This is a genomic window from Aureimonas mangrovi, from assembly GCF_014058705.1.
GTDB lineage: Bacteria > Pseudomonadota > Alphaproteobacteria > Rhizobiales > Rhizobiaceae > Aureimonas > Aureimonas mangrovi.
Window position 1 is genome coordinate 2,799,091 of the sequence record NZ_CP059692.1, and the last position, 25,378, is coordinate 2,824,468.

Sequence of the window (25,378 nt, forward strand, 5' to 3'; positions counted from 1 at the left end):
CCGCCCCGCCGCCGGGGCATGTTGCGTCAGCCGAAGCGGCCGGTGATGTAGTCGCGCGTGCGCTTGTCGTCCGGGTTCTGGAACATCTTCTCCGTCGGCCCGACCTCGACGACGCGGCCGAGATGGAACATGGCCGTCGCCTGGCTCACGCGCGCCGCCTGCTGCATGGAGTGGGTGACGATGACGATCGTGTAGTTGCGCTTCAACTCGTCGATCAGCGCTTCGACGGTGGCCGTCGCAATCGGGTCGAGCGCCGAACAAGGCTCGTCCATCAGGATGACCTCGGGCGAAACCGCGATGGCGCGCGCGATGCACAGGCGCTGCTGCTGACCACCCGACAGGCCGGTGCCCGGCTCATTCAGGCGGTCCTTCACCTCTTCGAAGAGGCCCGCGCGCTTGAGGCTCGTGACGACGATCTCCTCCAGCTCGCTCTTGTTGGCGGCGAGGCCGTGGATACGCGGACCGTAGGCCACGTTGTCGAAGATCGACTTCGGGAACGGGTTCGGCTTCTGGAACACCATGCCGACGCGGGCGCGCAGTTCCACGACGTCGAGATCCGGCGCGTAGATGTCCTCGCCATCAAGGGTGATGTCGCCCTCGACGCGCGCCGATTCCACCGTGTCGTTCATCCGGTTGAGACAGCGCAGGAAGGTCGACTTGCCGCAGCCGGACGGCCCGATGAGGGCCGTGACGCGGCGCTCGGCGACGTCGAGATCGACATCGAAGAGGGCCTGCTTGGCGCCGTAGAAGACGTTGACCTTCCGGCCGCGCATCTTGACCGGCGAATTGTCCGGCGCGACCGAAGCGGGGGTCTGCACATGCGTCTCGATGACGGGTTGGCTCTGGCTCATGATCGGTCCCTTTACCAGCGGCGTTCGAAGCGGCGGCGCAGCAAGACGGCGGCGATGTTCATCACCGCGAGGAAGAGAAGTAGGACGATGATCGCACCGGAGGTGCGTTCCACGAAGGCGCGGTCAGCCTCGTTCGCCCACATGAAGATCTGCACCGGCAGGGCCGTCGAGGCGTCCATCGGCCCCGAGGGGTGATCGGCGACGAAGGCGACCATGCCGATGAGGAGCAGCGGCGCCGTTTCGCCGAGCGCCTGCGCCAGGCCGATGATCGTGCCCGTCAAGATGCCGGGCGCGGCCAGCGGCAGCACATGGTGGAACACCATCTGGTTCTTCGAGGCGCCGAGTCCAAGAGCCGCCGCGCGGATCGATGGAGGGACGGCGCGCAGCGCGGCGCGGGTCGCGATGATGATCGTCGGCAGCGTCATCAGCGTCAGCACAAGTCCGCCGACGAGAGCCGCTGAACGTGGCAGGCCGAACCAGTTGACGAAGACGGCCAGGCCGAGCAGGCCGAAGACGATCGACGGCACGGCCGCAAGATTGTTGATGTTGACCTCGATGAGATCGGTCAGTCGGTTCTTCGGCGCGAACTCCTCCAGATAGATGGAGGCGGCGACGCCGATCGGCAGCGCCAAGAGAAGGACGATCACCATCATCATGAAGGAGCCGGCGATCGCCACACCCACGCCCGCCGTCTCGGCGCGCGAAGAGGCGCCGTTGGTGAAGAAGCCGGTGTTGAAACGCTGGGCGAGGTCGCCGCTGTCCTGGAGCTGAGCGATCCAGGCCAGCTGACGATCGTTCAGCGGACGGCGGTTCTCGGGCACGTCGAGATTGTACTGCCCCTTGACCGCCGAATCGACGATCGAGTTGGCCGGGAGCCAGATTTCCTGGGTCGTGCCGATGATCGTCGGATTTGCCAGCACCTCGTCGCGCAGAAGACCGCGCACGCCGTTGGAGACGAGCGCCGAAACCTGCGAGAAGGCCTGACGGTCTTCGCGATCGACGCCCAGCTTGGCGGCGATCGCCTCGTTGGCGAGGCGCGGATAGTCCGCACGCATCATAGCGCTACGGTCGCGCTCGCCGTTCGGGTCGATCACCTCTTCCGAAAAGGTGATCGGAAGACGCAGCTCGGTCTGCCAGAAGGCGGTGTAGCCTTGGCTGATCACAGTCCACAGGAGCCACACGAGGAAGACGAGGCCGACACCGACGGCGGCGATGCCATACATCTTGAAGCGGCGTTCTGCGGCGTAGCGGCGGCGGATGCCGATGTCCCGGCGCGCAGGCGCCACGCTTGTCGGCGCTCCGGCGCGCCCTGCGGTCGTATCGCTCATTCGTACTGCTCCCGATACTTGCGCACGATGTAGAGGGCGAAGACGTTCAGCCCGAGGGTGATCACGAAGAGCGACAGGCCGAGGGCGAAGGCGACGAGGCTCTGCGGTGAGGTGAAGTCGATGTCGCCCGTCAGCTGGCTGACGATCTTGATCGTCACCGTTGTCATCGCCTCGAACGGGTTGATCGTCAGATTGGCGGCGATGCCTGCCGCGAGCACCACGATCATGGTCTCGCCGATGGCGCGCGACATGGTCAGCAGTAGCGCCGAGACGATCCCCGGCAGCGCCGCCGGCAAGATCACCTTGCGCACCGTCTCGGAGCGCGTGGCACCGAGGCCCAGCGAACCGTCGCGCAGCGAGCGCGGAACCGCCGTGATGACGTCATCCGAAAGAGACGAGACGAAGGGGATGAGCATCACGCCCATCACGAGGCCCGCTGTCAGCACCGACTGAGCCTGAATGAAGCTCGAGTAACTTCCCGTCAGGAGACCGTTGAGCTGGCCAGAAAGGTCACGCAGGAACGGGCCGACGGTGATCAGCGCGAAGAAGCCGTAGACGATGGTGGGAATGCCGGCCAGCACCTCCAGCAGCGGCTTGACGACGCCACGCGCACGAGGGCTCGCGTATTCGGCCATGTAGATCGCCGCGAAGAGGCCGATCGGCACCGCGAAGCACATGGCGACGAGGGCGATGTAGAGCGTGCCAGCCAGGAGCGGCACGAGGCCGAACTGCCCCGCCGCGCTCGTGCCGGCCGCCGCAAAGCGCGGCTCCCACACCGTTCCGAACAGGAAGTCGGTGATCGGCACGAAGGAGAAGAACTGCATCGCCTCGAACAGCATCGAGAAGACGATGCCGACAGTGGTGAGAATGGCGATGGATGATGCGACGATCAGGAGCGCGCGGGTCACACGCTCGACCGTGTCGCGGGCCCGCAGCCGCAGTCGGATGCGGCTGATCGCGAAGGCTGCGCCCGCGACGGCCAGCGCGATCACGACGACCGTCATGGCAAGGCGGCTGGTGTCTTCAGCCTGGATCTGCGCGAGCGCAGCGGGAATCATGAAATCCTGCGCTGCGGTCACGACCGGAACGCCGCGAGCCTGAAGGATCGGGCCGAGTTCGGCGATGCCCATATCGGCGACGGCGCCACGCTCATGCTCGGGTATCAGGCGGATGCCGCGCGCCAGGCTGTCGACGATGCTCTCGGCCAGCCCTGGGAAAGCATTCAGCTGCGGGCCGACATCCTCGGGGAAGTTCGACCGCACGACGCCGTCGATGACGAAGGGTGAAACGATGATCCACGCCACGAGCGCGAGAATAGAGGGCAGCGCCGCCCAGGTGAAGGCATAGGCGCCGTGATAGATCGGCCGCGAATGGAGATGCTCGCCCTTGGCCACGGCGCGGGCGCGGTGCACCGCGACGAAACCGGCGACAATCGCCAGCACGAGAACCGTCAAAACGATCATCGAAGTCGTCATTGCCTGAGCGTTCCTTCGGCCACGTCGCCTGAAAGACGACCGGACACCGAAGCCGGCCATCACGCCGGGAAACGCGCGCCGCTCCATAGCTTCCGCTACGCACCACGGCGCCGTTTATCGGCGACCGCCACCGTATAGGGGGAGGCCGTCTCACTTTTATGACACCCTAAGATATTGATTTTTATGGAATCAGGCTGATTCCATGTCGGTTTTGCGACGGAACCGGACCGAGAAGGTCGAGCCCTTGCCCTCCACCGACTCGATGCGCAGCCGCGTGCCGTGCCGGATCAGGATGTTGCGCACGATCGAAAGACCGAGCCCCGTGCCGTCGCGCGCCTTCGGGTCGCCCTCCGCCACGCGGTAGAAGCGCTCGGTGAGGCGCGGCAAGTGCCGGGAAGCGATGCCGGGTCCGAAATCCCGGACCTCGGCCTCCGCCTCGTTCTCCCCCACGGCGGACAGGTCGATGATGACGCGTTTGCCCGACGCGGCGTAGCGGCAGGCGTTCTCGACGAGATTGACAAAGACGCGGACGAGTTCGTCGCCGTCGCCCTCGACGAGGAAGCTGTCGTGCCCGTCCGTGTCCAGTTCCAGTTCGACGCCCGCTTCCGCGGCCAGCGGCTCCATCAGCGCGCGCACGGTGGAAAGCACAGCGACGAGGTCGGCCTCGTCACCCGGTCCAAGCCGTGGCCGCGTCTCGATCCGCGAGAGCGAGAGAAGATCATCGATGAGCCGCGACATGCGTCCCGCCTGATCGCGCATGATGGAGAGGAAGCGCGTGCGTGCCTCACGGTCGTCGCGCGCAGGGCCTTCCAGCGTCTCGATGAACCCGATGAGGGACGCGAGCGGCGTGCGCAGTTCGTGGCTGGCGTTGGCAACGAAGTCCGAGCGCATTCGCGCGGCCTGATGCTCGGCGGTGCGGTCGCGGAAGGTGAAGAGGGCGTAGCGCGTGGTGCCCGGCCTGTCCTCGCGGATGGGCGATATGCTCAGCGACCAGACGCGCTCCTCCAGCCGGCCTTCGCGGTGGATGGTCTCGCAGGGGATCGAATCGGCAAAGACCTCGCGCGCCAGCATGGCGACTTCCGGCGTGCGGAAGCGCAGGGTCACCGGCTCGCCCGGCGCCACGGTGCCGAAGGTCTGAACGGCCGCGCGGTTGCAGAAGCGGATGAAGAGCGCGCGGTCGACGATGAGCACCGGATCGGTCATCGCCTCGAGGACAGGGCCGGCAGCCCCCTCACCCCATAACGGCCCCTGGACGGTGACCGGCCCGGCCGCCGCGCGCGGACGCGACCGGCGATCGATGAGGGCAAAAGCGACGACGACCAGCGAGGCGATGGCGGCAAGCGGCACCGCCTGTGGAACGAGGAACGCAATCAGCGCGAAGCCGGCGACGGCGGCAAGGTCGGAGCGGCGCCTGAGCGCTGCCTCGTATCGTCTTCTCCAGGCGGCCTTGCGTTCGTCCTTCACAGGCGACGCATGCGGACCGAGAAGAGATCGATGTCGGGCCCGTCCGCCGAGAGGCCGGGTCCAATGGCGAGGTTGGCCGGCGCTTCGGCGCCCTCCGGCACGGTTACGTCGAAGACAAAGGCCTCCTCGTGCATCGTGGTGAGAAAGCGCTGGCGCTCGCAGACATTGGCGTCCGAGAAGACGCATCGCACGGAGAACTCGCGCGCGTCGTCGTCGGGGGAGCCCGCGACGACCTCGATGCGCACGTCGGCGCCAGCGAGATCGCGTGCGAGCCCGGCGCCAAGGTCGAGGACGATCTCGCCCTCGGAGCCCTGCGGGCCTGCAAGGCGAACGGCCTGACGGCCCTGGGCATCGACCTCCTCGATGCGCCCGCCGGAGGGGGCTGCGAGGCGCTGGAGATCCGTGCCGTCGAAGACGTTGATCCAGTCGAGCGGCGGCGGCGCCGCCTCGCCGACGGCGGGGGTGAGCGAAGCCGTCTCGTCGGCCTGCGAATCGCTGCCGTCGGCCAGAAACCAGTAGAGCGCGGCGGCGAGCACGAGAACGGCGAAAATGACCGCGATCAGCGCCGGCAGGCGGTTTGCGCGGCGTGTGCGGGCGCGGCCGGCGCCGGGCGTCCAGACCTCTTCCTGCACCGGCTCGCCCTCCTGCGGAACAGCGGCAGGGGCCGCATAGCTGCCGGGCGCGCGCGCCCCGGAGGGCTGGATGCTCGAATGCGGATCCGCCGGCTCGTAACGCGCCGGTTCGCTGGCGTCGGCCCGCTCGCCGTCGAAGGTCGCCGCAGGCGCGCCGGAATATTCCGCCTCCACCCTCTGCATCGTCTCGTAGAGGCGCATGCGCTCGGCGTAGGCGCGTTCCTCGTCGAGGCCCCTCGCCTCGATCATGCGCTCGATGGCGCGCTGGGAGGCCTCATAAATGGATTGCCGGAACGCTGGATCTTGCGCATCGCCTCCACCCAAGGCGCGTCGCAGGCTCTCTTCGATGCCGTCCATCAAGCTCTTTCCGTCCATTGGCGCCCGAAGGCGAAAGGGCATCCCTTCTGCCCTGTGGATGTGGAGCGAAACTTAGCAAAGGCCATGGAGGCCCGATAGCGCCACCGGCGCGCCTTTACTTCGCGACGCGGAGCACAATCTGATTTTGCCGCCCCTCCACTCCCGAGGCCCCATGCCGAACGCTCTTCCCAAGCCGCGCAATCCGATCGACCAGCACGGGGTCATCGGCGACATGCGAACGCTGGCGCTGGTCACGCCGGACGGGCGGATCGACTTCTTCTCCTATCCTGAGATCGATTCGCCGACGCTTTTCGCCAGCCTTCTCGACGAGGAAAAGGGGGGAGAATTCCGCCTCTGGATGGATGCCGACCAAGCCAAGCTCAAGCAGATATACCTTCCCGACACCAACATCCTGCTCAACCGTTTTCTCACCGACGGGCAGATCGGCGAGGTGACCGAGTTTATGCCGCTCGACGGCTCGGGGCGCATCATCCGCCGTGCACGCGCCATCGTCGGCAGCGTCGACTTTCTCCTCAAGATCACGCCGGCGCCCGACTACGCGCGCCAGACGCCGCGCTACGACCCGGTCGACGGCGGCGGGGTCAAGGTATCCTGGGGCGATGGAGACGATGCGGTTTACTTCTACGCCTCGGCGCCGGTGGAGATCGGCGAGAACGGGATCGGAGCCCGAATCCGGCTGAAGGAAGACGAAACCTGCCATGTCGTGATGTGCCCAGGTCGCGCGGAGGTGCCCAAGATCGACGAGAACTACGTCGCCGAGGCTTTCCGCCAGACGAGCGACTTCTGGCACAACTGGGTTCGGCGCGGCACCTACCCGACCTACTGGCGCGAACTCGTGGTGCGCTCCGCACTGACGTTGAAGCTGCTCACCTCGTCCAAGCACGGCTCGATTGCGGCGGCCGCGACCTTCGGTCTGCCCGAGACGCCGGGCGGAGAGCGCAACTGGGACTACCGCTTCTGCTGGGTGCGCGATTCCGCCTTCACGCTCTACGCGCTCTCGCGCCTCAACTATTACGACGAGGCCGAGGCCTTCATGCACTTCCTGATGGAGCGTGCGGTCGAAAGGGCCCCGCACCTCCAGATCATGTACAAGATGGACGGTCAGGGCGAGCCGGTCGAGAGCGAGCTCGATCACCTCTCCGGCTATATGGCCTCTCGGCCCGTGCGCATCGGCAACGGTGCCTTCGACCAGCGCCAGATGGACATCTACGGCGAGCTTCTGGATTCCATCTACATTTCGACCCGCGCCCGCGGCAAACCGTCCTATTCGGTCTGGACCAGGATCTCGGGGATCGTCGACTGGCTCTGCGACAACTGGCGCCTGCCCGATCGCGGCATATGGGAGAGCCGGGGCGAGGATCGGGAGTATCTTTCGTCGCGGCTGATGTCCTGGGTCGCGCTCGACCGTGGCATGAGGATCGCCGCGCGCCACTCGCTGCCTGCCGACATCGTGCGGTGGCGCGTCGAGCGCGACAGGATCCAGAAGTCGATCGTGGAGGAATTCTGGAACGAGGAGGTCGGCGCCTTCACGCAGGTCAAGGGTGGTACAGGACTCGATGCCGTCGTTCTCCTGATGCCGCTCGTGCGCTTCATCAACCCGCGCGATCCGATGTGGACGTCGACGCTGCGTGCCGTGCGCCGCGAACTCGTCCACGACTGCCTCGTCATGCGCTACCACAACACCGACGAGAACCCCGACGGCCTGGAGGGCGAGGAAGGCGCGTTCACCATCTGCTCGTTCTGGTACATCGAGGCCTTGGCGCGCACCGGCTATACGGCAGAAGCGCGCCTTCTGTTCGAGAAGCTCCATGCCTACGCCAACCATCTCGGCCTCTACTCCGAAGAACTCTCCAAGTCCGGAGAGCATCTCGGCAATTTCCCGCAGGCCCTCACGCATCTGTCGCTGATCTCAGCGGCGATATGGCTCGATCGCGCGCTGAATGGCGACCGGCAGGACCCGACCAATGCGACCTACGGCATTCTGGAGGATCCCGATGGCATCACCTGATCTTCTCTCGCTCGCAGGCCAGCGCGCACTCGTCACGGGCGCGGCAACGGGTATCGGCAAGGGCATCGTGGAGGCGCTCGCCAAGGCCGGAGCGGACGTCGCCCTCAACTATCGGAGCCACGGCGAGGAGGCCGAGAAGCTCGCACGCACCGTCGAGGCGATGGGGGGCAAGGCCGTCGCCCTCCAGGCGGACGTTTCGAAGGAGGCCGAGGTGATCTCGCTCTTCGACGCTGCCGAACGCGACCTCGGCCCGATCGACATCGTGGTTTCCAACGCCGGCCTCCAGCGTGACGCGAAGATCGCGGACATGACGCTGGAGGACTGGAACACGGTGATCGAGGTGAACCTCACCGGCTCGTTCCTCATCGGACGTGAGGCGATCCGCCGCTTCCGAGGGAAAGGCATGGGCCAGAGCCGCTCGCTCGGCAAGCTCGTCTTCAACTCATCCGTCCACCAGCGCATCCCCTGGGCCTTCCACGCCAATTACGCGGCGTCGAAGGGCGGCCTGAAGCTCCTGATGGAATCTCTCGCGCAGGAGGTCGCGCCGGAGCGCATCCGTGTCAACGCCATCGGTCCTGGCGCGATCGCGACCGCGATCAACGCCGCCGAACGCGAGGGCGACGGTGAGAAGGAGATGCTGAAGCTGATCCCCTACGGGCGCATCGGCGAGCCGGAGGATATCGGGCGCTGCGTGGCATGGCTGGTTTCGGACGCCGCCGACTACGTCGTCGGTCAGACGATTTTCATCGACGGAGCGATGACTCTCTATCCGGAGTTTCGCGGCAACGGATGAGCGCCGGCGCCGGAACGAAAAAAGGGCGCCGCGCGGCGCCCTTTTTTCAACCCATGCGCTGACTCCCGTCAGCGGGTTTCTTCGTCGCTCTCGTCCTCGTTCTCCGTGCTGCGCATGGAGGTGAGCTTGGCGAAGACGGCCGCCGCGTCCAGCTCGTCCTCCTCGCCGCGCGGGGCGCTGCGATAGTTCTGCGTCTGTGCAGCCGAGAGCAGGCGCTCTTCCTCGGCCGCCTCTTCCGGGCGCGGCATCCCGCGCGAAGCCTTTTCGACCTCGAGGTCGAGATCGATCTGCGAGCAGAGGCCCAGCGTCACCGGGTCCATCGGGGTCAGGTTCGCCGAGTTCCAGTGCGTGCGCTCGCGGATCTGCTCGATCGTGTTCTTCGTCGTGCCGACGAGGCGCGAAATCTGCGGATCCTTCAGCTCGGGATGGTTGCGCACCAGCCAGAGAATGGCATTCGGCCGGTCCTGACGCTTGGAAACGGGCGTGTAGCGCGGCCCCTTGCGCTTGGCCTCCGGCACGCGAACCTTCGGCGGCGCGAGCTTCAGGCGATAGTTCTCGTCGTTCTCGCCTCGCACGATCTCGTCGCGTGTGAGCTGGCCGGTGATGATCGGGTCCATGCCCTTGATGCCCTGCGCCGATTCGCCGTCGGCGATCGCCTTCACCTCGAGCGGATGCAGCGTGCAGAACTCGGCGATCTGGTCGAACGACAGAGCCGTGTTGTCGACGAGCCAGACCGCGGTCGCCTTGGGCATCAGGAGCTGCTGAGCCATGGATATAGGTCTCCTGTTCGCCCGCTCGGCAGAGCGGGCCGTGGACGTTGCCACATTCTCGAGAATTCGCCGGGACTATAGGCACTGGGCGAAGGCTTCGCAAGGAAAGCCCGCACCGCATGCCGCATTATCCGGCAGCGCGCCCCTTCGCCGTCGTCAGCATGATCTTGCCGACATGATCGGCGTCCATCGCGCGATGCGCCTCCGCCGCCTCCTCGAGCGGCAGGACGAGATCGATCAGCGGCGCGACCTTGCGCTGTTCCAGGAGCGGCCACACCCGTTCGACGACCTCGCGCGCCAGAGCGCCTTTGAAGTCGAGGCCGCGTGGCCGCAGCGTCGAACCCGTAAGCGTGAGGCGCTTGCGCATGACGAGACCGGCGTTGATCTCCACCTTGTGGCCCTTCATCGTCGCGATCTGCACGATGCGCCCGTCATCGGCCGCCGCCACGATGTTACGGCCGACATACTCCCCGCCGACCATGTCGAGGATCACGTCGGCACCGCGCCCGCCGGTGTGTTCGCGCACCGCTTCCACGAAATCCGCCTCACGGTAGTTGACGGCGAGTTCGGCGCCGAGGTCTCGCGCCACCTTCGCCTTGTCGGCGCTGCCGACCGTCGTGATGGCGCGTGCCCCCGTCGCGACGGCGAGCTGGATCGCCGTCGTCCCGATGCCGGACGTGCCACCGTGTACGAGAAGCGTTTCGCCCGCCTTCAGCGCGCCGCGCTGGAAGACGTTGTGCCAGACGGTCATGAAGGTCTCGGGAACGGCCGCCGCCTCGACGAAGGAATAGCCCTGCGGCACCGGCATGACCGTCTCCTGCGGCGCGGCGGCGTATTCGGCATAGCCGCCACCCGCCAGAAGCGCCGTCACACGGTCTCCCACCTTCCACCGCGTGACGCCCGCGCCCGCCTCGACGACGACGCCCGCGACCTCGAGGCCCGGCCAGTGCGGGGCACCGGCCGGGGGCGGATACAGACCGGCGCGTTGCATGACGTCCGGCCGGTTGACGCCGGCGGCGTGGACTTCGATCAGGACCTCGCCGGGCGCGGGCTGCGGGCGAGGCATGGTCTGAGGCTTCAGCACCTCCGGCCCGCCAGCCGTCTCGATTGCGATCGCCTGCATCACCTGTCCGTTGCTCAATGCCGTGTCCTCTTCTGCTCGTCGCACTCATAAGGTAGACGCGTGGTGAATATTGCGAGGGAGCGTCAACGCTTCGTTAAGCATCCGCAGCGTAAGCTCTGCCCATCCAGTTTTTGGATGAGCGCCTCGCTGCGAGGTGTTCGACGCCTCCCTGTTGAACTTCACAGAGCCGCCCATGTGCGGCTCTCTTTTTTTGGCGCCCCCGGCGGCACGGGCTCTTGCTCCGAAAGATGAAGGGCGGTTAACCAAACCGCGCGCCCTTGCTTGCCTCCGGCTCACGATCGGCCCACTTTCAGCGCGCCGGCCGAGAGCGGAACGATTCCGCGTCGCGAGCCGATTGCAACCTTGTGAAGCCAAGCCGGTTCTCGCCACCATGACGACCATCTCATCCGAAACCGTTTCGCGAGCCGAGACGATCCGTCTCGCCGAACGGCTGGCATTCTCGCAATCGTTCCAGCCGATCTTCAACGAGGGGATGGGACTGGTCGACGAAACGGCGGCCTATCTCGACGGAGACGGACGACGCGAGGTGAAGGGGCTGACCAAGGCGGCCTCGACGCTCTACGCGGCCGAATCCATGCGTCTGACGACCCGCCTGATGCAGATCGCGTCTTGGCTCCTTTTGCAGCGCGCGGCCAATCAGGGTGACATGTCGCGCGCGCAGGTCGAGGCCGAGAAAGTGAAGGTTCGGCTGGAAGGGATCGGCAGCGGTCGCGAGCTTCCGGCCTTCGGTGATCTGCCCGAGACATTCCGCGATCTCGTGGAGCGGGCGATCCAGCTCGAAACGCGTATCTCGATGCTCGACCGCGAAATCTACGGGCGAGAAGAGGAGCCGCGCGAGGGGCGCAACCCCGTGGCCGAGCAGATCGACCTCCTGCGCACCGCCTTTGCGGTCTGAACCCGCGTCCCATGCAGATCAGACTGGCCGAAACGCAAGACGATGACGCGGTCTGGGCGATCGTGGGCCCCGTCCTTCGGGCGGGAGAGACCTATTCGCTGGACCGCGACATGAGTCGCGAAGATGCCCTCGCCTATTGGACGGGCCCCGACCGCGAGACCTTCGTCGCCGAGGACGATGGCGAGATCCTCGGTACCTACTACATCCGTGCCAATCAGGCCGGCGGCGGCCGCCATGTGTGCAATTGCGGCTACATGACGAGCGAGGGCGCGGCCGGGCGTGGCGTCGCCCGGGCCATGCACGCCCATTCGATCGAACGCGCGCGCCAGACCGGCTTCCGGGCAATGCAGTTCAACTTCGTCGTGAGCACCAACGAGCGCGCGGTGCGGCTGTGGGAATCGCTCGGCCACGCGGTCGTCGGCCGCCTGCCCGGCGCCTTCGAGCATCCGACGCGCGGCTTCGTCGACGCCCTGGTGATGTACCGCACGCTTTAACGGACCGCGATGCCGAAGCGCTGGCGGAAGGTCGCGGGCGTCAGCCCCGTTATTCTCTGGAACGTCTTGCGGAACGCCGCCGGGTCCGAATAGCCGACCTGCCACGCGATCCGGTCCACAGGCTGGCGCGTCAGTTCCAGCGCCTCGCGCGCCTTGGCGATGCGCACCTCCTGGACGTAGTCGATCGGGCGCAGGCCCGTCGCCTTCACGAAGCGGCGCAGGAAGGTTCGCTCCGTCAGTCCGGCCGAGGCGGCGAGCTCGGCGACGCTCGCGCCCTTGCCGCCATCCGCGTGGATGCGATGCTGGGCGCGCCGCACGGCTTCGTCGGAATGGTCGAGCCTCGGTACGAACTCGCCGAAGGGGCGCTGCGAGCGCCTTGGCGGGTCGATCAGGAGGAAGCGCGCGGTCGCCAGCATCACGCTCGGCCCCAGAAGCCGCTCGACGAGCGTCAGGCCGAGATCCGTCCACGCAAGGATGCCGCCTGCCGTCATGATGTCTCCCTCGTCGACGACGAGGTTTTCCGCCGCCAGTTCGATCGTGGGGAAGCGCGCCGCCAGTTCGCTCGCGAAGGCCCAATGCGTGGTCGCGCGACGGCCGTCGATGAGGCCGGTCTCCGCGAGCACGAAGGCACCGGCGCAGACCGAGCAGAGCGTGCTGCCTTGGGCATGGCGCTCGCTCATCCACGCCGCCGCGGCGGGCATGGGGCGCATGTTCTTCGGCGATATGATGCTCGGCGGCGCGATGACATGGCTGAGGCGATGCGGCAGGCCGGGATGGCTGTCATAGACGCAGGAAACCTTCCCTTCGTCCTCGTCCGCGCGCCAGTGCGAAACGCGCATGAATGGCGGCGCGATATCGGCTGTCTCCAGTGCCTCAATCCGCTCCGTGCTCTCGTTGGCGATACGGAAGAGATCCGTCAGCCCGTGGACAGCCGCGAGTTGGCAGTCGGGATAGATGAGGAGGCCGATTTCCGCGACCGGGACACCGGGTTTCTCCATCTGTCCGCTCCGCCTCGTACTATGTCGGTTCCGCCACGTCCGTTCGTATCAGCGGCCGCCTATCTCGTCCATGCAACCAGCGAACCTCGGGAAGAAGGACAGAGGGCAATGACGCAAGACAGACAACACAGGGTGCTAGAACTGCGACGCCGCGACGTCTTGATCGCGGGCGGCACCGCACTCGCAACCCTCGCTCTCCCCACCATCTCGTTCGCAACCACACCGCAAACAGGAGACTTCGTCATGGCGACGATCACCACGCAGGACGGTACGGAAATCTTCTACAAGGACTGGGGTCCGAAGGACGCGCAGCCCATCGTCTTCCATCACGGCTGGCCGCTTTCGGCCGATGACTGGGACGCGCAGATGCTGTTCTTCCTCGGCGAAGGCTACCGCGTCGTCGCCTTCGATCGGCGCGGGCACGGCCGTTCCACGCAGACCGATACCGGCAACGAGATGGACACCTATGCGGCGGACACCGCCGACCTCGTGAACGGCCTCGATCTGCGCAACGCCATCCATGTCGGCCACTCGACCGGCGGCGGCGTTGTGGCGCGCTATGTGGCGCGGGCCGAGGCGGGACGCGTGGCCAAGGCCGTCCTGATGGGGGCGGTTCCGCCGATTATGCTGCAGTCGGCCTCCAACCCGGAAGGCACGCCGATGGAGGTCTTCGACGGCTTCCGAAAGGCGCTGGTCACCAATCGCGCGCAGTTCTTCAAGGACGTGCCGGCTGGGCCGTTCTACGGCTTCAACCGCGACGGGGCCGAGGTCAGCCAGGGTCTGATCGACAATTGGTGGCGCCAGGGCATGATGGGCGGTGCGAAGGCGCACTACGATTCCATCAAGGCCTTCTCGGAGACCGATTTCACGGGCGATCTGCAGGCAATCCAGCTGCCGGTGCTCGTCATGCATGGCGAGGACGATCAGGTCGTCCCGATCGCGGCCTCCGCCCACAAGGCGGTGAAGCTCCTGCCGAACGGCACGCTGAAGACCTATCCGGGCCTTTCGCACGGAATGTTCGCGACGCATCCCGACCAGATCAATGCCGATCTGCTAACGTTCTTCCGCGCCTGATCGCACGCGGCACGCAAAGAAAAAGCCCGGCTCGCGCCGGGCTTTTTTCGTTTCGACCCCGAGGTCGGCAACTTAGATGCCGAGGCCCTCGTAGCGCTTCTTGAAGCGCGAGACGCGGCCGCCGCGGTCCAGAAGCTGCTGGTTACCGCCTGTCCAGGCCGGGTGGCTCGTCGGGTCGATGTCGAGGTTCATCTTGTCGCCTTCCGAACCCCAGGTCGACCTCGTCTGGTACTCCGTGCCGTTCGTCATCACGACCGTGATGGTGTGGTAGTCGGGATGAATGTTCTGCTTCATGGGTCCTGATCCTGAACGGGCGACGTTGCGCCGCATGCCGCGCCACCGCCGGCACTCCGGGACGGAGACACCGAAAAGCCGCCGCTGGCGGCACGATCGCTTCCAAATTCGAGGGTGAGCCTATACATCACGGCCCAAAGAGGCACAAGGGCCGGCGCGGCCGGAGAATTCATTGAAAAGCGAGACCGCCCGAACGCCGTCGGCAGGCAAGCTGAAACCCCTCGCCCGGCTCCTGCCCTTCCTGCGGCGCTATCGCTTTCTCGTCACCGGCGCGCTCGTCTCGCTCGTCCTCGCCTCGCTCACCGCGCTCTCGCTTCCGCTCGCCGTGCGTCGCGTCGTCGATCACGGCTTCGACACGCCCGACACGGCCTTCGTCGACACTTATTTCGCCATGCTGGTGGTTCTGAGCGTCGTCCTGGCGCTGGCCAGCGGCGCCCGATACTTCTTCGTCGTGACGCTTGGCGAGCGGATCGTCGCCGATCTTCGCCGCAGCGTCTTCGCGCATGTCGCGCGGCTTTCGCCGGCCTTCTACGACCGCAATCTCTCCGGTGAGATCGTCTCGCGCCTGACCGCCGACACGGTGCAGATCAAGTCGGCCGTGGGCGCGGCCGCCTCTCTGGCCCTGCGCAACGCCATCCTTTTCGTGGGCGCCGTCGCGATGATGGTGCTGACGGCGCCGGACCTGTCTCTGATCGTCGTCGCAGCGATTCCCTTCGTGGTGCTGCCGCTCATCGCCTTCGGCCGAAAGGTGCGCAAGCGCGCACGTGCTGCGCAGGACCGCCTCGCCGAGGCGACCGCCTATGCAGGCGAATCGATCGCGGCCGTGCGCACGGTGCAGGCCTTCACCGGCGAAGCCGAGGCGACGCGGCGCTATGAGAGCGTCGTCGAGGAGGCGTTCGATGCCGCGAAGGCCTCGATCCGCGCACGCTCGGGCCTCACGGCCTTTGCCATCTTCACGATCTTCACCTCCGTGATCCTGGTCCTGTGGGTCGGCGCGCAGCAGGTGATCGCCGGCACAATGACGGCAGGCACGCTCGGCCAGTTCCTGCTCTACGCCGTCTTCGCGGCAAGCTCGCTCGGCCAGCTCTCCGAGGTCTGGGGCGAACTCGCACAGGCCGCCGGCGCGACCGAGCGCTTGTCCGAACTGCTTGCCGAGCCCTCGCCCGTCCGCTCTCCGGCCGACCCGTTGGCGCTGCCCCAACGCGCACTCGGCGCGTTGCGCTTCGAAGGCGTCTCCTTCGCCTATCCGGCCGCCCCGGCGCAGACGATCGTCGAGGACCTGTCCTTCGACGTCCGGCCGGGCGAAACCGTGGCGATCGTCGGCGCGTCAGGCGCCGGCAAGTCGACGATCGTCGCGCTCATCGAGCGGTTCTACGATCCGGTCGCCGGCCGTGTCCTCGTCGATGGCGTCGATGTCTCGCGCGTCGATCTTGAGGCGCTGCGCAGCCGCATCGCTTTCGTGCCGCAGGACGTCGCGGTGTTCGCCGCGAGCATTGCCGAGAACATCGCCTTCGGCCAGCCGGACGCTTCACGCGAGGCGGTGGTCGCGGCCGCCGTCGCGGCGCAGGCAGACGGCTTCATCCGGCGGCTCCCGGACGGTTACGACACGCTCGTCGGCGAGCGCGGCGTGACGCTCTCGGGCGGCCAGCGCCAGCGCATCGCCATCGCACGCGCGGTGCTTCGCGACGCGCCGATCCTCCTCCTCGACGAGGCGACCTCGGCGCTCGACGCCGAAAGCGAGCGCCTCGTGCAGGATGCGCTCGACGGGCTGACGCGCGGGCGCACGACGCTCGTCATCGCCCACCGCCTGGCGACGATCCTCAAGGCGGACCGCATCCTCGTCATCGACGACGGGCGGATCGTGGAAGAAGGCACGCACGCCGCGCTGATGGCGCGCGGCGGGGCCTACGCTCGCCTTGCCGCCCTCCAGTTCAACACCGAACCGGTGACGAGCGCGGCGGAATAGGCGTCAGCGTTCGGTCAGCTTGAGTTCGATGCGGCGGTTGCGGGCGCGCGCCTCGGCGCTGTCTCCCGTATCGAGCGGCTGGAATTCGCCGAAGCCGGTCGCCGCCAGCCGGTTGGCCGGCACGCCCTGCTCCACGAGATAGCGCACCACCGCCGAGGCGCGGGCGGTGGAAAGCTGCCAGTTGTCGGCGAAGCGCCCGCCGGTGATCGGCACATTGTCCGTATGGCCGTCCACGCGGATGATCCAGTTGAGGTCGGACGGGATTTCGCGGTTCAGTTCGATGATGGCGGTCGCCAGCCCGTTCATCTGTTCCTCGCCGGCCGGTTGCAGCACATCCGAGCCCGAGCCGAACAGCACCTCGGACTGGAAGACGAACCGATCCCCGACGATACGGATGTTCTCGCGATCCGACAGGATTTCGCGCAGACGCCCGAAGAAGTCCGAGCGGTAGCGCGCGAGTTCCTGCACGCGCTGGGCGAGCGCGACGTTCAGCCGGCGCCCCAGGTCGGCGATCTGCGTGCGGCTCTCGCGATCACGCCCCTCGGAGGCGTCGAGCGCGTCCTCAAGCGCGGCGATCTGCTGGCGCAGCGCCGAAAGCTGGGTGTTGAGAAGCTCGACCTGGCTGCGGGCCTGATCGGAAATCGCGCGCTCCGAATCGATCGCGCCTTCCAGTTCGCCGATGCGCGCCTGCGCGCCGGCCCCAGCGCCGGTGCCCTGATCGAGCGCGCTCTGCAGGCGCGAGCGATCGTTTTCGGCTGAAGCGAGCGAGGCGCGAAGGGCCGCGATCTCGTCCTCGAAATCGGCGCCGCTGGCGCGCTCCAGTGCCAGAAGCTCGTTGAGCTCGGCGATCTGCGAGTTCAGCCGGCTCAGCACCGTGTCCTGCCCGGAGAGTTCGCGCGAGAGCAGGAACTGCGCGATGACGAAGACCGAAAGCAGGAAGATGATTGCCAGAAGCAGGGTCGACAGCGCGTCGACATAGCTCGGCCAGTAGTTCGTCTCCCGTGCCTTGCCGCGCTTCGACAGGGCCATGGCTCAGCGCCGCCCCGGCTCGTTGAGCGTCGAGGAGAGCCGCTCGAGGACGCCGCGCATCTGCCGCTGCTCGCCCGCCTGGCTCTCCACGAAATCACGCAACATCTGCTGCTCGGAGCGCATGTGCTGGACGAGGCCCTGAATGCTTTCGGCGAGATTGGCCATGGCCGCACTGGTGCGCTGGCCGGAGCCCTGCTCCTGCACCAGCCGATTCAGGCGCTCCGACAGGAGATGTATTTCGTCGATGCCGCTTGGCGCGAGCGACCGCCCGGCAACCGGCACCGCGACATCGGAGCCGATATCGGTGATCGAGGACAACCAGTCTTCGAGCTCGGTGTAGAAACGATTCTGAGCGCGCCCCACCTGCAGGTCCAGGAAGCCCAGCACCATCGAGCCGGCAAGGCCGAAGAGCGAGGACGAGAAGGCCGTGCCCATGCCGGCGAGCGGCGCCGAGAGGCCCGTCTGGACGGAGTTCAGGATGGTCGCAGCGTCGCCGGCGCCCGGATCGAGAGTCTCGATGGTGGCGGAGATCGAGCCGATCGTGGCCAGAAGGCCCCAGAAGGTGCCGAGAAGGCCGAGGAAGACCAGGAGCCCGATGAGATAGCGCGCGACGTCGCGGCTTTCGTCGAGGCGCGTCGCGACCGATTCGAGGATCGAGCGGACCGACGGGTTGGCGAGCGCGAGGGGGCCGCGCCGGCCACCGATCAGGGCCTGCATCGGCGACAGGAGCACCGGCGGCTTCACGCGCTCGGCGTCCGCCGCGCCATCGCGGAAGGCATTCACCCAGCGCACCTCGCGGCGCAGCTTCAGGATCTGCCGCAGCGCCATCAGGATGCCAACGACGAGAACGCCGATGATGAGGCCGTTCAGGCCGGGATTGGTGCCGAAAGCCGAGAAGACCTGCCGCCCGAGGATCGCCGCCACGAAGCCGGCGAGCGCCAGGAAGACGAGCATCGCCCACAGGTAGACGAGCGGACTGGACAGGCGATCGGGCGCACCGCTGGCCGGGCGCCTTTCCTCGGTGGTCGAACTCAAGACCTGCATCGGCTCCGCTTCCGCATGGTGCCGCCGACAGGGCGGCCTTGTGGGCTCGTCAAGCCCTTTTAGCCGCGCCGCGCCTCATTCTCCAGTGCCGGAGGCGTATGTATCTCGCCGAAGTCAGGCGCCCGCAAGGCGCGCTTTGGACGCCTTCAGGAGAAGCCCCTGCAGGGCGCGGTGCGCGAATTCGTTGCCGCAGAGGATGTCTCCGGCCACATGGTCGAAGCCGGACGCGCCCTGGATGTTGGTGACGAAGCCGCCGGCCTCGCGCACGAGGATGGCGCCGGCCGCGAGATCCCAAGGCGAGAGCGCGCGCTCCCAGAAGCCGTCGAGCCGCCCCGCCGCGACATAGGCAAGGTCGAGCGAGGCTGCGCCGATGCGGCGCACGCCCGAGCATTCGGCCATCACGTGGCGCAGCTCGTAGAGGAAGCGCGCGTGGTCGCCCTTGCCGAGGAACGGGATACCCGTGCCGAACAGCATCTCGGGCAGGTTCTGGCGCGCGGCAACGCGGATGCGGCGATCGTTCAGGAAGGCGCCGCCACCCTTTTCGGCCGAGTAGAGTTCGTCCTGCACGGGGTTGAAGATGACGCCCGCCACGATCTGCCCGTCGCGCTCCAGCGCGATGGAGACGGCGAAGTTCGGGATGCCGTGAAGGAAGTTCGTGGTGCCGTCGAGCGGATCGACGATCCAGCGGTGCTGGCTGTCGCGCCCTTCGACCGTGCCGCGCTCCTCCATCAGGAAGCCCCAGTCGGGCCGTGCTCGCGACAGTTCCTGGAAGACGATATCCTCCGCCTTTCGATCGGCGTTGGAGACAAAATCCGCCGGCCCCTTCATCGAGACCTGGAGGTTCTGCACCTCGCCGAAGTCGCGCACCAGCGAGCGGCCGGCCTTCATGGCGGCCTGCGTCATCACGTTGAGAAGGGCCGAACGGGCCATCGTGTCTCTTTCAGAAGATTGCCGCCCGCCTCGGGGGCCGACGAGGCGCCGTCAGTCGGCGCGGCGGACGTAGGTGATCTCGTTGGTGTCGACGACGATGCGCTCGCCGCTCTCGATGAAGGGAGGAACCATCACGCGGATGCCGTTCTCCATCATCGCCGGCTTGTAGGAGGAGGCGGCCGTCTGGCCCTTCACCACCGGGTCGGCCTCGACGATCTGCAGCGTCACGTAGTCGGGCAGCGAGATACCGATCGGGCGCTCCTCGTGGCTCTCGACCGTCACCTTCATGCCGTCCTGCAGGAAGGCGGCGCGCTCGCCCACGAAGTCCTTCTGGAGCTCGAGCTGCTCGTAGGTCTCGTTGTCCATGAAGACCAGCATCTCGCCCTCGGCGTAGAGATACTGGTAGTCCTTCTGCTCCAGACGGATGCGCTCGACCGTCTCGGAAGCGCGGAAGCGCTCGTTGAGCTTGGTGCCGTCGATCAGGTTCTTCAGCTCGACCTGGTTGAATGCGCCGCCCTTGCCGGGCTTCACGTGGTTGGTCTTCACCGCCGCCCAGAGCCCGCCATTGTGCTCGATGACGTTGCCGGGACGGATTTCGTTTCCGTTGATTTTCATGGGAGAGGGTGTTCCGAGAGTTCGGGCCGCCCGAGCGGCAGCGCGCGTCGATGGCGGGAAGAACCACAACGCCCGCGCTTTTTCAACCGTGCCCCGTACCCGTTCAGCGCGCCTTGAAGCGGTTGGCGTCCTGCAGCGCGCGCTGCTGCATATCCTGCGGCAGGCCGCGGATGAAGCCATCGAGGCCCGGATCGGTGTTGCCCGCGCGGCGCGCGAGCACGGCCCACATGGCGGCCGCTTGCGTGTCTCTCGGCGTGCCGATGCCTTCGCGGTAGAGATGGGCAACACGATTGATGGCGATGGCGTTGCCCCGCTCGGCCGCGCCCTTCAGCCAGCGGAAGCCAGCCAGCGCGTTCGCCTCCCCGCCCCGGCCGTTGATGAGCCAGATGCCAAGCTCGACACGCGCCGTGTCGTGCCCGCGGATCGCCGCCTCGCGCAGCCAGCGGCGCGCCTGGGTGTCATCCTGCGTCTCACCCTGCCCATAGGCGTAAAGCTGGGCGAGCGCATACTGCCCGTCCGGCACGCCAGACTCGGCCGCCACGCGAAAGTAGCGCGCAGCTTCGGTGAAGCCGCCCGTCGGCGATGACTGGATCAGCATCTGCCCGTAGTTGAAAGCGGCCGTCGGCTCGCCGGCGTCGGCGGCCTGGCGCATCAGGTCTCGCGCCGCAGCCTCGTCGGGTGTCACGCCCTCGCCCTCGATCAGCATCATGGCGTAGCGGAACTGGGCCCGCGGCACGCCGGCCTCGGCGGCCACGCGATACCAGCGGGCGGCCTCGGCCTCATCACGCGGGACGCCGAAACCACCGGCATAGATTTCGCCGAGCAGGGTCTGCGCGGCGCTGTCGCCGAGATTGGCCAGCGGTTCGGCGATGCGAAGTGCCGAGAGATAGAGGCCGCGCTGGAAGGCGCCGTAGGCACCATCGGCCGTCGCCGGGAAGCCTTCCGCCGGCACGCCGTCGCCCGTCGGCCCCAGCGTCGGCACCGGCAGGAGGCGTTCGCCATCACGCGGCGTTTCGGCACTCCCCGGCAGCATCGGCGCCTCGCCCACGGCCCCCGACGCCGGTGCGCCCGGCGCATCCTGCGCGAAGGCGGAGCCAGCCGCAAGAAGGCCGAGCGCCAGCGCCGGGAAGGCCGCGCGCCTCACTCGACAGCCCTTTGCGCATGGACCTCGTCGAGAATTTCGTTCGCCCGCGCGACGGCTGCCGCCTCCTCTCCCGGCACGCCGAATACCGCGCTCGAGAGGGCGACGAATTCGGCACCGGTCTGCGCGGCCGCGTTCAGGGTCGTGAGATCGGAGCCCGCCATCAGCACGCAGGGCACCTCGACGATCCCCGCCCACCACGCGGCGAGTTCGACGTCCTTGGCGGAGGGCGCCGTGTCGGGCGCGCCGGTGAGGCGGCCGAAGAACAGATAGTCAGGCATCATCTCGCCCGCTTCCAGCGCATCGTGGCGCGTGCGAAAGCCCGAACCGCCGACGATGAGCTTGGGCGAGAAGCGCCCGATCGCCTCCTGCAGATCCTCCAGCGAGCCGCCCGAGACATGCACGCCGTCGGCCTTCACGCGGCCGGCGCAGCGCGTGTCGTCGGCCACGATCGCGGCGGCGCCCGCTTCCTGCGCGAGCGGTACGATCGCCTCCGCATAGGCCTGGAAGGCAGCCGCGTCGCGCCCGGAGGGAGCGAGGAAGACGGTGGCGACGTCGCCGCCGGAAAGCGCTCGCGACAGGGCTTCGGGCGGCGGCGCCTCGCCTTCGGCCGAAGCGAGGACCAGTGCGAGGCGCGGGCGAATGAGATCGGTCGACATGGGGGCTCGGGGCTGCGGGCTTTGCCGGTTGCGTTGAGGCGAGACATGACAGGCTCGCGCTGCTTTTTGAAGCCCGCGCCCGACAAGGTCCGGTCAGCCGCGCGCGGGGGCGGCGCCCCTTCAACGAAAAAGGAGGCCGGCGCGGCCGACCTCCTCATCCGAATGCCATGTCCCTTCAGCCTTGGGTGCGAAGCCTTTCGATCTCGTCCTTGAGGACGAGCTTCTTCCGCTTCAGTTCCTGGATGTGTACATCGCTCATCGCCGGCGCCTGCCTGAGCGCCGAGATCTGTGTGTCGAGCGCCGAATGGCGCTGTTCCAACGTGGCGAGATGGCTATCCAAGGACATTCCAAGCTCCTCTTGCTGACATTGCAGGCCGCCCGGCCCGGATGGACGCGGAGATGATGCGGCCGTCTCCAGACTGTCACATAAGATGTGCCGAGACGATGGCGAGGAAGAGCACGAATTGGCTATTTTCGCCGGGGCTGGTATCGGTGCCTTGAAAACCGGCCGACAGGCCAGGCGCTGCGGGGTTGCGGGACGAATATGTCGGATCAGGAGCAGGCGACCTTGAGGCTTCAGGTCGCGCGTCTGCGTCAGGAACACGCGGATTTCGATGCCGCCATCGAGGCGATGGAGATCACCGGCTGCGACCGGCTGCAGATCCAGCGCATGAAGAAGAAGAAGCTGTCGATCAAGGATCGACTGCAGGACCTCGAGGACCAGATCCTGCCGGACATCATCGCGTGAGCACCCGACCTCCCGTTCCCGCGCATGCGGACGTCGCCATCATCATGGGCAGCCAGTCCGACTGGCCGACCATGAAGAACGCCGCCGACACGCTCGACGCGCTCGGCGTCTCCTACGAAGCGCGCATCGTCTCGGCCCACCGCACGCCGGACAGGCTCGTCGCCTTCGCCAAGGGCGCGCGGGCCGAGGGCTTCAAGATCGTTATCGCGGGTGCGGGCGGCGCGGCGCATCTGCCCGGCATGACCGCCGCGATGACGCCGCTGCCGGTCTTCGGCGTGCCGGTGGAAAGCCGCGCGCTCTCGGGCCAGGACAGTCTCCTCTCCATCGTGCAGATGCCCGCCGGCGTCCCCGTCGGCACGCTCGCCATCGGCCGTGCGGGCGCGGTGAACGCCGCGCTTCTGGCTGCCGCGGTCCTCGCCCTCTCCGACCTCGCGCTCGCGGAGCGGCTCGACGCCTGGCGCGAGCGCCAGAGCGCGCTCGTCGCCGAGACGCCCAGCGACGAGACGGGAACCAAGCATTGAGCGACATGCCTCTCGCGCCCCTTCGTCTCGGAGGCACCATCGGCATTGTCGGCGGCGGCCAGCTCGGGCGCATGCTGGCAACCGCCGCCGCCCGCCTCGGCCTGAAGACGGTCATCCTCGACCCGCAAGCGGACTGCCCCGCTTCCTTCGTGGCGGCCCGCACCATCGTCGCCTCCTATGACGACCGCGCGGCGCTCGCCGAACTCGCCAAGGCGAGCGGCGTCGTCACCTACGAATTCGAGAACGTGCCCTACGAGCCCCTCGCGGCACTGGCCGAGCACGTCCCCGTCCATCCGACAGTGGAGGCACTTGCCGTCGCGCAGGACCGCGTCACGGAGAAGGCGTTCCTCAACGGGATCGGCATCGCCACCGCTCCCTGGCGCGCGGTCGACGACGAGCCGGAACTCGCCCACGCCCTCCTCGACCTTGGCGGCGACTGCATCGTGAAGACGCGGCGCATGGGCTACGACGGCAAGGGCCAGGCGTCGCTGCGCGACGGCGCGCCGATCGACGGCGTGCTCGACAGCCTCGGGCGCGTTCCCGCGATCCTCGAAAAGCGCGTCGCCTTCGAGCGCGAGATTTCCGTCGTCGCCGCGCGCGCGGCGGACGGCACGGTGCGGGCCTTCGATCCGGCCGAGAACGTCCACCGCAACGGCATCCTGCGCACCTCCACCGTGCCGGCGCGGGCCAGCGAAGCGGCGCAGGCGCAGGCCCGCGAGATCGCCGGTCGAATCCTCGAAAAGCTCGGTTATATCGGCGTCATTGGCGTCGAGTTCTTTCTCCTCGAAGGGGATCGTCTCCTCGTCAACGAGATCGCCCCGAGGGTCCACAATTCCGGCCACTGGACGGAGGCAGCCTGCGCGGCCTCGCAGTTCGAGCAGCATGTGCGCGCCGTCGCCGGCTGGACGCTGGCCGCCCCCGCCCGCCACAGCGACTGCGTGATGGACAATCTCATCGGCGAAGACATCGACGCCGTACCCGCCATCCTCGCAGAGCCAGCGGCTGTGCTGACGCTCTACGGCAAAGCCGAGACGCGGGCGGGCCGCAAGATGGGCCACGTCACTCGCCTGTCGCCGCGCGCCGATACCCTTGGGGATCACGCCGCCGCTCGTTGACAGCAACGGGTGCCGCCTGTATGTCGGCGGCATCGAAGCGCGGCCGGTGACGGGCGCGTTTTTCCCAGCGACGGCATGGAGGCATGGATCGTCGCGTTATTATCGACGGTCGGGTCCCATGAAGATCAAGAATTCGCTGAAGGCTCTGAAGGGTCGCCATCGCGCCAACCGCATGGTTCGCCGCAAGGGTCGTATCTACATCATCAACAAGCAGGCCCCGCGCTTCAAGGCGCGCCAGGGCTGATCGAAAAGCGGATCGTTCGGGCGGCCTGATGCCGCTCGCGCGATTATTGCTTGAGGGCATGCGCGGTATCGTTAAAGTCGATGCCATGCGTGCCCTTTTCCTTTGTGCCGTCCTCGGCACCGCCCTCGCCTTTCCCACCGCCGAGCGCGTGAACGTGCAGAAAGGCGGCGCGCTTCCCGAAACCGGGGAGCCTCAGCAGCCCGACGTGAAGCTGAAGGCCGCAGAAGGCCTTGACGCGCAAGCTCCCGCCGCTCCTGTGGACTCAACGTCCGACGACCCGGCCGACCGGCTCGACGCGCTCTTTGCGCAGCTCAAGCGCGAGCGATCGCCGGAAGCGGCCGAGGCGATCGCCGGCCAGATCCAGGCTGCATGGCTGGAAAGCGGCAGCGCGACCGTCGATCTCCTGATGCTCTGGGCGGCGACCGCCAGCGCCACTTCCGATGCGGGCGTCGCCTTCGACCTTCTCGAACAGGCGATGGTGCTCAAGCCGGACTACGCTGAGGCTTACAATGCGCGCGCGACGGCCAATTTCCTGCTGTCGCGCTACGGACGCTCGCTTGCCGACATCGAACAGACACTGATTCGCGAGCCCCGCCATTTCGGCGCGTTGATGGGGCTGGGTGCCATCCTCGAACAACTCGACCGCAAGGACGGTGCGATGGACGCCTACCGGCGCGCGCTCGCGGTTTATCCGGCGATGCGCGAGGCGCAGGAGGCGCTCGGCCGCCTCGCCGACGAGACGAGCGGCCAGAGCCTCTGATCATCGCC

General features: G+C 67.3%; 27 protein-coding genes. 11 read left to right on the plus strand and 16 right to left on the minus strand.

The window, feature by feature from the left end; translation table 11 throughout:
• Positions 1-26: 26 nt before the first annotated feature.
• The 5 genes from pstB to H1343_RS13535 form a co-directional block, all read right to left on the minus strand.
• The gene (gene pstB / locus H1343_RS13515; RefSeq protein ID WP_246333623.1) at positions 27-773 is read right to left on the minus strand and encodes a phosphate ABC transporter ATP-binding protein PstB; all 747 of its coding nucleotides are present in this window, start codon (positions 771-773) and stop codon (positions 27-29) included.
• An 89-nt stretch (positions 774-862) separates the two neighbouring features.
• Positions 863-2,179 (minus strand): phosphate ABC transporter permease PstA, encoded by a 1,317-nt coding sequence (gene pstA / locus H1343_RS13520; RefSeq protein WP_185983383.1) that lies wholly within the window; start codon positions 2,177-2,179, stop codon positions 863-865.
• On the minus strand, positions 2,176-3,654 hold the full coding sequence (gene pstC / locus H1343_RS13525; RefSeq protein ID WP_185983384.1) for a phosphate ABC transporter permease subunit PstC: 1,479 nt from the start codon (positions 3,652-3,654) through the stop codon (positions 2,176-2,178). Before pstC ends, pstA begins: the two co-directional genes overlap by 4 nt.
• A 189-nt stretch (positions 3,655-3,843) precedes the next feature.
• Positions 3,844-5,118: an ATP-binding protein gene (locus tag H1343_RS13530; RefSeq protein WP_185983385.1), complete on the minus strand. Its 1,275-nt coding sequence runs from the start codon at positions 5,116-5,118 to the stop codon at positions 3,844-3,846.
• Positions 5,115-6,107 (minus strand): hypothetical protein, encoded by a 993-nt coding sequence (locus H1343_RS13535; protein WP_185983386.1) that lies wholly within the window; start codon positions 6,105-6,107, stop codon positions 5,115-5,117. The genes H1343_RS13530 and H1343_RS13535 overlap by 4 nt, the downstream gene beginning before the upstream one ends.
• Before the next feature lie 172 nt (positions 6,108-6,279).
• Here H1343_RS13535 and H1343_RS13540 point away from each other — a divergent pair, with 172 nt between their 5' ends.
• Positions 6,280-8,136 (plus strand): glycoside hydrolase family 15 protein, encoded by a 1,857-nt coding sequence (locus H1343_RS13540; protein ID WP_246333088.1) that lies wholly within the window; start codon positions 6,280-6,282, stop codon positions 8,134-8,136.
• Positions 8,123-8,929, plus strand: coding sequence for an SDR family oxidoreductase (locus H1343_RS13545; RefSeq protein ID WP_185983387.1), 807 nt, complete (start codon positions 8,123-8,125; stop codon positions 8,927-8,929). The genes H1343_RS13540 and H1343_RS13545 overlap by 14 nt, the downstream gene beginning before the upstream one ends.
• Before the next feature lie 68 nt (positions 8,930-8,997).
• Here H1343_RS13545 and H1343_RS13550 read toward each other — a convergent pair whose 3' ends face one another.
• Together H1343_RS13550 and H1343_RS13555 are read right to left on the minus strand one after the other, a co-directional pair.
• The gene (locus H1343_RS13550) at positions 8,998-9,699 is read right to left on the minus strand and encodes a DUF1013 domain-containing protein (RefSeq protein ID WP_185983388.1); all 702 of its coding nucleotides are present in this window, start codon (positions 9,697-9,699) and stop codon (positions 8,998-9,000) included.
• 127 nt (positions 9,700-9,826) lie between these two features.
• Positions 9,827-10,822 carry an NAD(P)H-quinone oxidoreductase gene (locus H1343_RS13555; RefSeq protein WP_185985668.1) on the minus strand — a complete coding sequence of 332 codons (996 nt, stop codon included), beginning with the start codon at positions 10,820-10,822 and terminating at the stop codon, positions 9,827-9,829.
• Positions 10,823-11,213: 391 nt separating this feature from the next.
• Here H1343_RS13555 and rcdA point away from each other — a divergent pair, with 391 nt between their 5' ends.
• Both rcdA and H1343_RS13565 read left to right on the plus strand, forming a co-directional pair.
• Positions 11,214-11,738 (plus strand): protease adaptor protein RcdA, encoded by a 525-nt coding sequence (rcdA, locus tag H1343_RS13560; RefSeq protein ID WP_185983389.1) that lies wholly within the window; start codon positions 11,214-11,216, stop codon positions 11,736-11,738.
• An 11-nt stretch (positions 11,739-11,749) separates the two neighbouring features.
• Complete coding sequence (locus H1343_RS13565) at positions 11,750-12,232, plus strand: GNAT family N-acetyltransferase (RefSeq protein WP_185983390.1); 483 nt, start codon at positions 11,750-11,752, stop codon at positions 12,230-12,232.
• On the opposite strand, the gene H1343_RS13570 is transcribed toward H1343_RS13565, so the two are convergent.
• Positions 12,229-13,230, minus strand: a complete 1,002-nt coding sequence (locus H1343_RS13570) for a GlxA family transcriptional regulator (protein ID WP_185983391.1) — start codon at positions 13,228-13,230, stop codon at positions 12,229-12,231. The two genes, H1343_RS13565 and H1343_RS13570, sit on opposite strands and share 4 nt — an antisense overlap.
• Positions 13,231-13,338: 108 nt before the next feature.
• Here H1343_RS13570 and H1343_RS13575 point away from each other — a divergent pair, with 108 nt between their 5' ends.
• The gene (locus H1343_RS13575; protein ID WP_185983392.1) at positions 13,339-14,304 is read left to right on the plus strand and encodes an alpha/beta fold hydrolase; all 966 of its coding nucleotides are present in this window, start codon (positions 13,339-13,341) and stop codon (positions 14,302-14,304) included.
• 72 nt (positions 14,305-14,376) lie between these two features.
• Here the strand turns inward: H1343_RS13575 and rpmE are convergent, their stop codons facing one another.
• Positions 14,377-14,598 (minus strand): 50S ribosomal protein L31, encoded by a 222-nt coding sequence (gene rpmE / locus H1343_RS13580; protein ID WP_185983393.1) that lies wholly within the window; start codon positions 14,596-14,598, stop codon positions 14,377-14,379.
• A gap of 172 nt (positions 14,599-14,770) precedes the next feature.
• On the opposite strand from rpmE, the gene H1343_RS13585 reads away from it, so the two are divergent.
• Positions 14,771-16,564, plus strand: a complete 1,794-nt coding sequence (locus H1343_RS13585; RefSeq protein ID WP_246333089.1) for an ABC transporter transmembrane domain-containing protein — start codon at positions 14,771-14,773, stop codon at positions 16,562-16,564.
• Positions 16,565-16,567: 3 nt separating this feature from the next.
• Here the strand turns inward: H1343_RS13585 and H1343_RS13590 are convergent, their stop codons facing one another.
• The 7 genes from H1343_RS13590 to H1343_RS13620 all read right to left on the minus strand — a co-directional run bounded on the left by H1343_RS13590 (position 16,568) and on the right by H1343_RS13620 (position 22,328).
• Positions 16,568-17,593 carry a peptidoglycan -binding protein gene (locus H1343_RS13590; RefSeq protein ID WP_185983394.1) on the minus strand — a complete coding sequence of 342 codons (1,026 nt, stop codon included), beginning with the start codon at positions 17,591-17,593 and terminating at the stop codon, positions 16,568-16,570.
• Positions 17,594-17,596: 3 nt separating this feature from the next.
• Complete coding sequence (locus tag H1343_RS13595) at positions 17,597-18,637, minus strand: flagellar motor protein MotA (RefSeq protein WP_185983395.1); 1,041 nt, start codon at positions 18,635-18,637, stop codon at positions 17,597-17,599.
• 114 nt (positions 18,638-18,751) lie between these two features.
• Complete coding sequence (locus H1343_RS13600) at positions 18,752-19,567, minus strand: inositol monophosphatase family protein (RefSeq protein ID WP_185983396.1); 816 nt, start codon at positions 19,565-19,567, stop codon at positions 18,752-18,754.
• A 51-nt stretch (positions 19,568-19,618) separates the two neighbouring features.
• Positions 19,619-20,182, minus strand: coding sequence for an elongation factor P (efp, locus tag H1343_RS13605; protein WP_185983397.1), 564 nt, complete (start codon positions 20,180-20,182; stop codon positions 19,619-19,621).
• A 103-nt stretch (positions 20,183-20,285) separates the two neighbouring features.
• Positions 20,286-21,326 carry a tetratricopeptide repeat protein gene (locus H1343_RS13610; protein WP_246333090.1) on the minus strand — a complete coding sequence of 347 codons (1,041 nt, stop codon included), beginning with the start codon at positions 21,324-21,326 and terminating at the stop codon, positions 20,286-20,288.
• Positions 21,323-21,982, minus strand: coding sequence for a thiamine phosphate synthase (locus tag H1343_RS13615; protein ID WP_185983398.1), 660 nt, complete (start codon positions 21,980-21,982; stop codon positions 21,323-21,325). Before H1343_RS13615 ends, H1343_RS13610 begins: the two co-directional genes overlap by 4 nt.
• 175 nt (positions 21,983-22,157) lie before the next feature.
• A complete protein-coding gene (locus tag H1343_RS13620) occupies positions 22,158-22,328 on the minus strand; it encodes a YdcH family protein (protein ID WP_185983399.1) in 171 nt (56 codons plus the stop codon).
• A 198-nt stretch (positions 22,329-22,526) separates the two neighbouring features.
• Here H1343_RS13620 and H1343_RS13625 point away from each other — a divergent pair, with 198 nt between their 5' ends.
• The 5 genes from H1343_RS13625 to H1343_RS13645 all read left to right on the plus strand — a co-directional run bounded on the left by H1343_RS13625 (position 22,527) and on the right by H1343_RS13645 (position 25,370).
• Positions 22,527-22,730 (plus strand): YdcH family protein, encoded by a 204-nt coding sequence (locus H1343_RS13625; protein WP_185983400.1) that lies wholly within the window; start codon positions 22,527-22,529, stop codon positions 22,728-22,730.
• Positions 22,727-23,251: a 5-(carboxyamino)imidazole ribonucleotide mutase gene (gene purE / locus H1343_RS13630; RefSeq protein WP_281374657.1), complete on the plus strand. Its 525-nt coding sequence runs from the start codon at positions 22,727-22,729 to the stop codon at positions 23,249-23,251. The genes H1343_RS13625 and purE overlap by 4 nt, the downstream gene beginning before the upstream one ends.
• A 5-nt stretch (positions 23,252-23,256) precedes the next feature.
• Positions 23,257-24,366: a 5-(carboxyamino)imidazole ribonucleotide synthase gene (locus tag H1343_RS13635; RefSeq protein WP_185985671.1), complete on the plus strand. Its 1,110-nt coding sequence runs from the start codon at positions 23,257-23,259 to the stop codon at positions 24,364-24,366.
• Between the two features lie 118 nt (positions 24,367-24,484).
• Positions 24,485-24,610, plus strand: coding sequence for a type B 50S ribosomal protein L36 (gene ykgO / locus H1343_RS13640; protein ID WP_185983401.1), 126 nt, complete (start codon positions 24,485-24,487; stop codon positions 24,608-24,610).
• An 85-nt stretch (positions 24,611-24,695) separates the two neighbouring features.
• Positions 24,696-25,370 (plus strand): tetratricopeptide repeat protein, encoded by a 675-nt coding sequence (locus H1343_RS13645; RefSeq protein ID WP_185983402.1) that lies wholly within the window; start codon positions 24,696-24,698, stop codon positions 25,368-25,370.
• Positions 25,371-25,378: the final 8 nt, after the last annotated feature.

Coding starts and splice junctions, on each gene's coding strand:
- pstB (WP_246333623.1), bottom strand. CDS start 773: ATGCGCGGCCGGAAGGTCAACGTCTTCTACGGCGCCAAGCAGGCCCTC.
- pstA (WP_185983383.1), bottom strand. CDS start 2,179: ATGAGCGATACGACCGCAGGGCGCGCCGGAGCGCCGACAAGCGTGGCG.
- pstC (WP_185983384.1), bottom strand. CDS start 3,654: ATGACGACTTCGATGATCGTTTTGACGGTTCTCGTGCTGGCGATTGTC.
- H1343_RS13535 (WP_185983386.1), bottom strand. CDS start 6,107: ATGGACGGCATCGAAGAGAGCCTGCGACGCGCCTTGGGTGGAGGCGAT.
- H1343_RS13540 (WP_246333088.1), top strand. CDS start 6,280: ATGCCGAACGCTCTTCCCAAGCCGCGCAATCCGATCGACCAGCACGGG.
- H1343_RS13545 (WP_185983387.1), top strand. CDS start 8,123: ATGGCATCACCTGATCTTCTCTCGCTCGCAGGCCAGCGCGCACTCGTC.
- H1343_RS13550 (WP_185983388.1), bottom strand. CDS start 9,699: ATGGCTCAGCAGCTCCTGATGCCCAAGGCGACCGCGGTCTGGCTCGTC.
- H1343_RS13555 (WP_185985668.1), bottom strand. CDS start 10,822: ATGCAGGCGATCGCAATCGAGACGGCTGGCGGGCCGGAGGTGCTGAAG.
- rcdA (WP_185983389.1), top strand. CDS start 11,214: ATGACGACCATCTCATCCGAAACCGTTTCGCGAGCCGAGACGATCCGT.
- H1343_RS13565 (WP_185983390.1), top strand. CDS start 11,750: ATGCAGATCAGACTGGCCGAAACGCAAGACGATGACGCGGTCTGGGCG.
- H1343_RS13570 (WP_185983391.1), bottom strand. CDS start 13,230: ATGGAGAAACCCGGTGTCCCGGTCGCGGAAATCGGCCTCCTCATCTAT.
- H1343_RS13575 (WP_185983392.1), top strand. CDS start 13,339: ATGACGCAAGACAGACAACACAGGGTGCTAGAACTGCGACGCCGCGAC.
- rpmE (WP_185983393.1), bottom strand. CDS start 14,598: ATGAAGCAGAACATTCATCCCGACTACCACACCATCACGGTCGTGATG.
- H1343_RS13590 (WP_185983394.1), bottom strand. CDS start 17,593: ATGGCCCTGTCGAAGCGCGGCAAGGCACGGGAGACGAACTACTGGCCG.
- H1343_RS13595 (WP_185983395.1), bottom strand. CDS start 18,637: ATGCAGGTCTTGAGTTCGACCACCGAGGAAAGGCGCCCGGCCAGCGGT.
- H1343_RS13600 (WP_185983396.1), bottom strand. CDS start 19,567: ATGGCCCGTTCGGCCCTTCTCAACGTGATGACGCAGGCCGCCATGAAG.
- efp (WP_185983397.1), bottom strand. CDS start 20,182: ATGAAAATCAACGGAAACGAAATCCGTCCCGGCAACGTCATCGAGCAC.
- H1343_RS13615 (WP_185983398.1), bottom strand. CDS start 21,982: ATGTCGACCGATCTCATTCGCCCGCGCCTCGCACTGGTCCTCGCTTCG.
- H1343_RS13620 (WP_185983399.1), bottom strand. CDS start 22,328: ATGTCCTTGGATAGCCATCTCGCCACGTTGGAACAGCGCCATTCGGCG.
- H1343_RS13625 (WP_185983400.1), top strand. CDS start 22,527: ATGTCGGATCAGGAGCAGGCGACCTTGAGGCTTCAGGTCGCGCGTCTG.
- H1343_RS13635 (WP_185985671.1), top strand. CDS start 23,257: ATGCCTCTCGCGCCCCTTCGTCTCGGAGGCACCATCGGCATTGTCGGC.
- ykgO (WP_185983401.1), top strand. CDS start 24,485: ATGAAGATCAAGAATTCGCTGAAGGCTCTGAAGGGTCGCCATCGCGCC.
- H1343_RS13645 (WP_185983402.1), top strand. CDS start 24,696: ATGCGTGCCCTTTTCCTTTGTGCCGTCCTCGGCACCGCCCTCGCCTTT.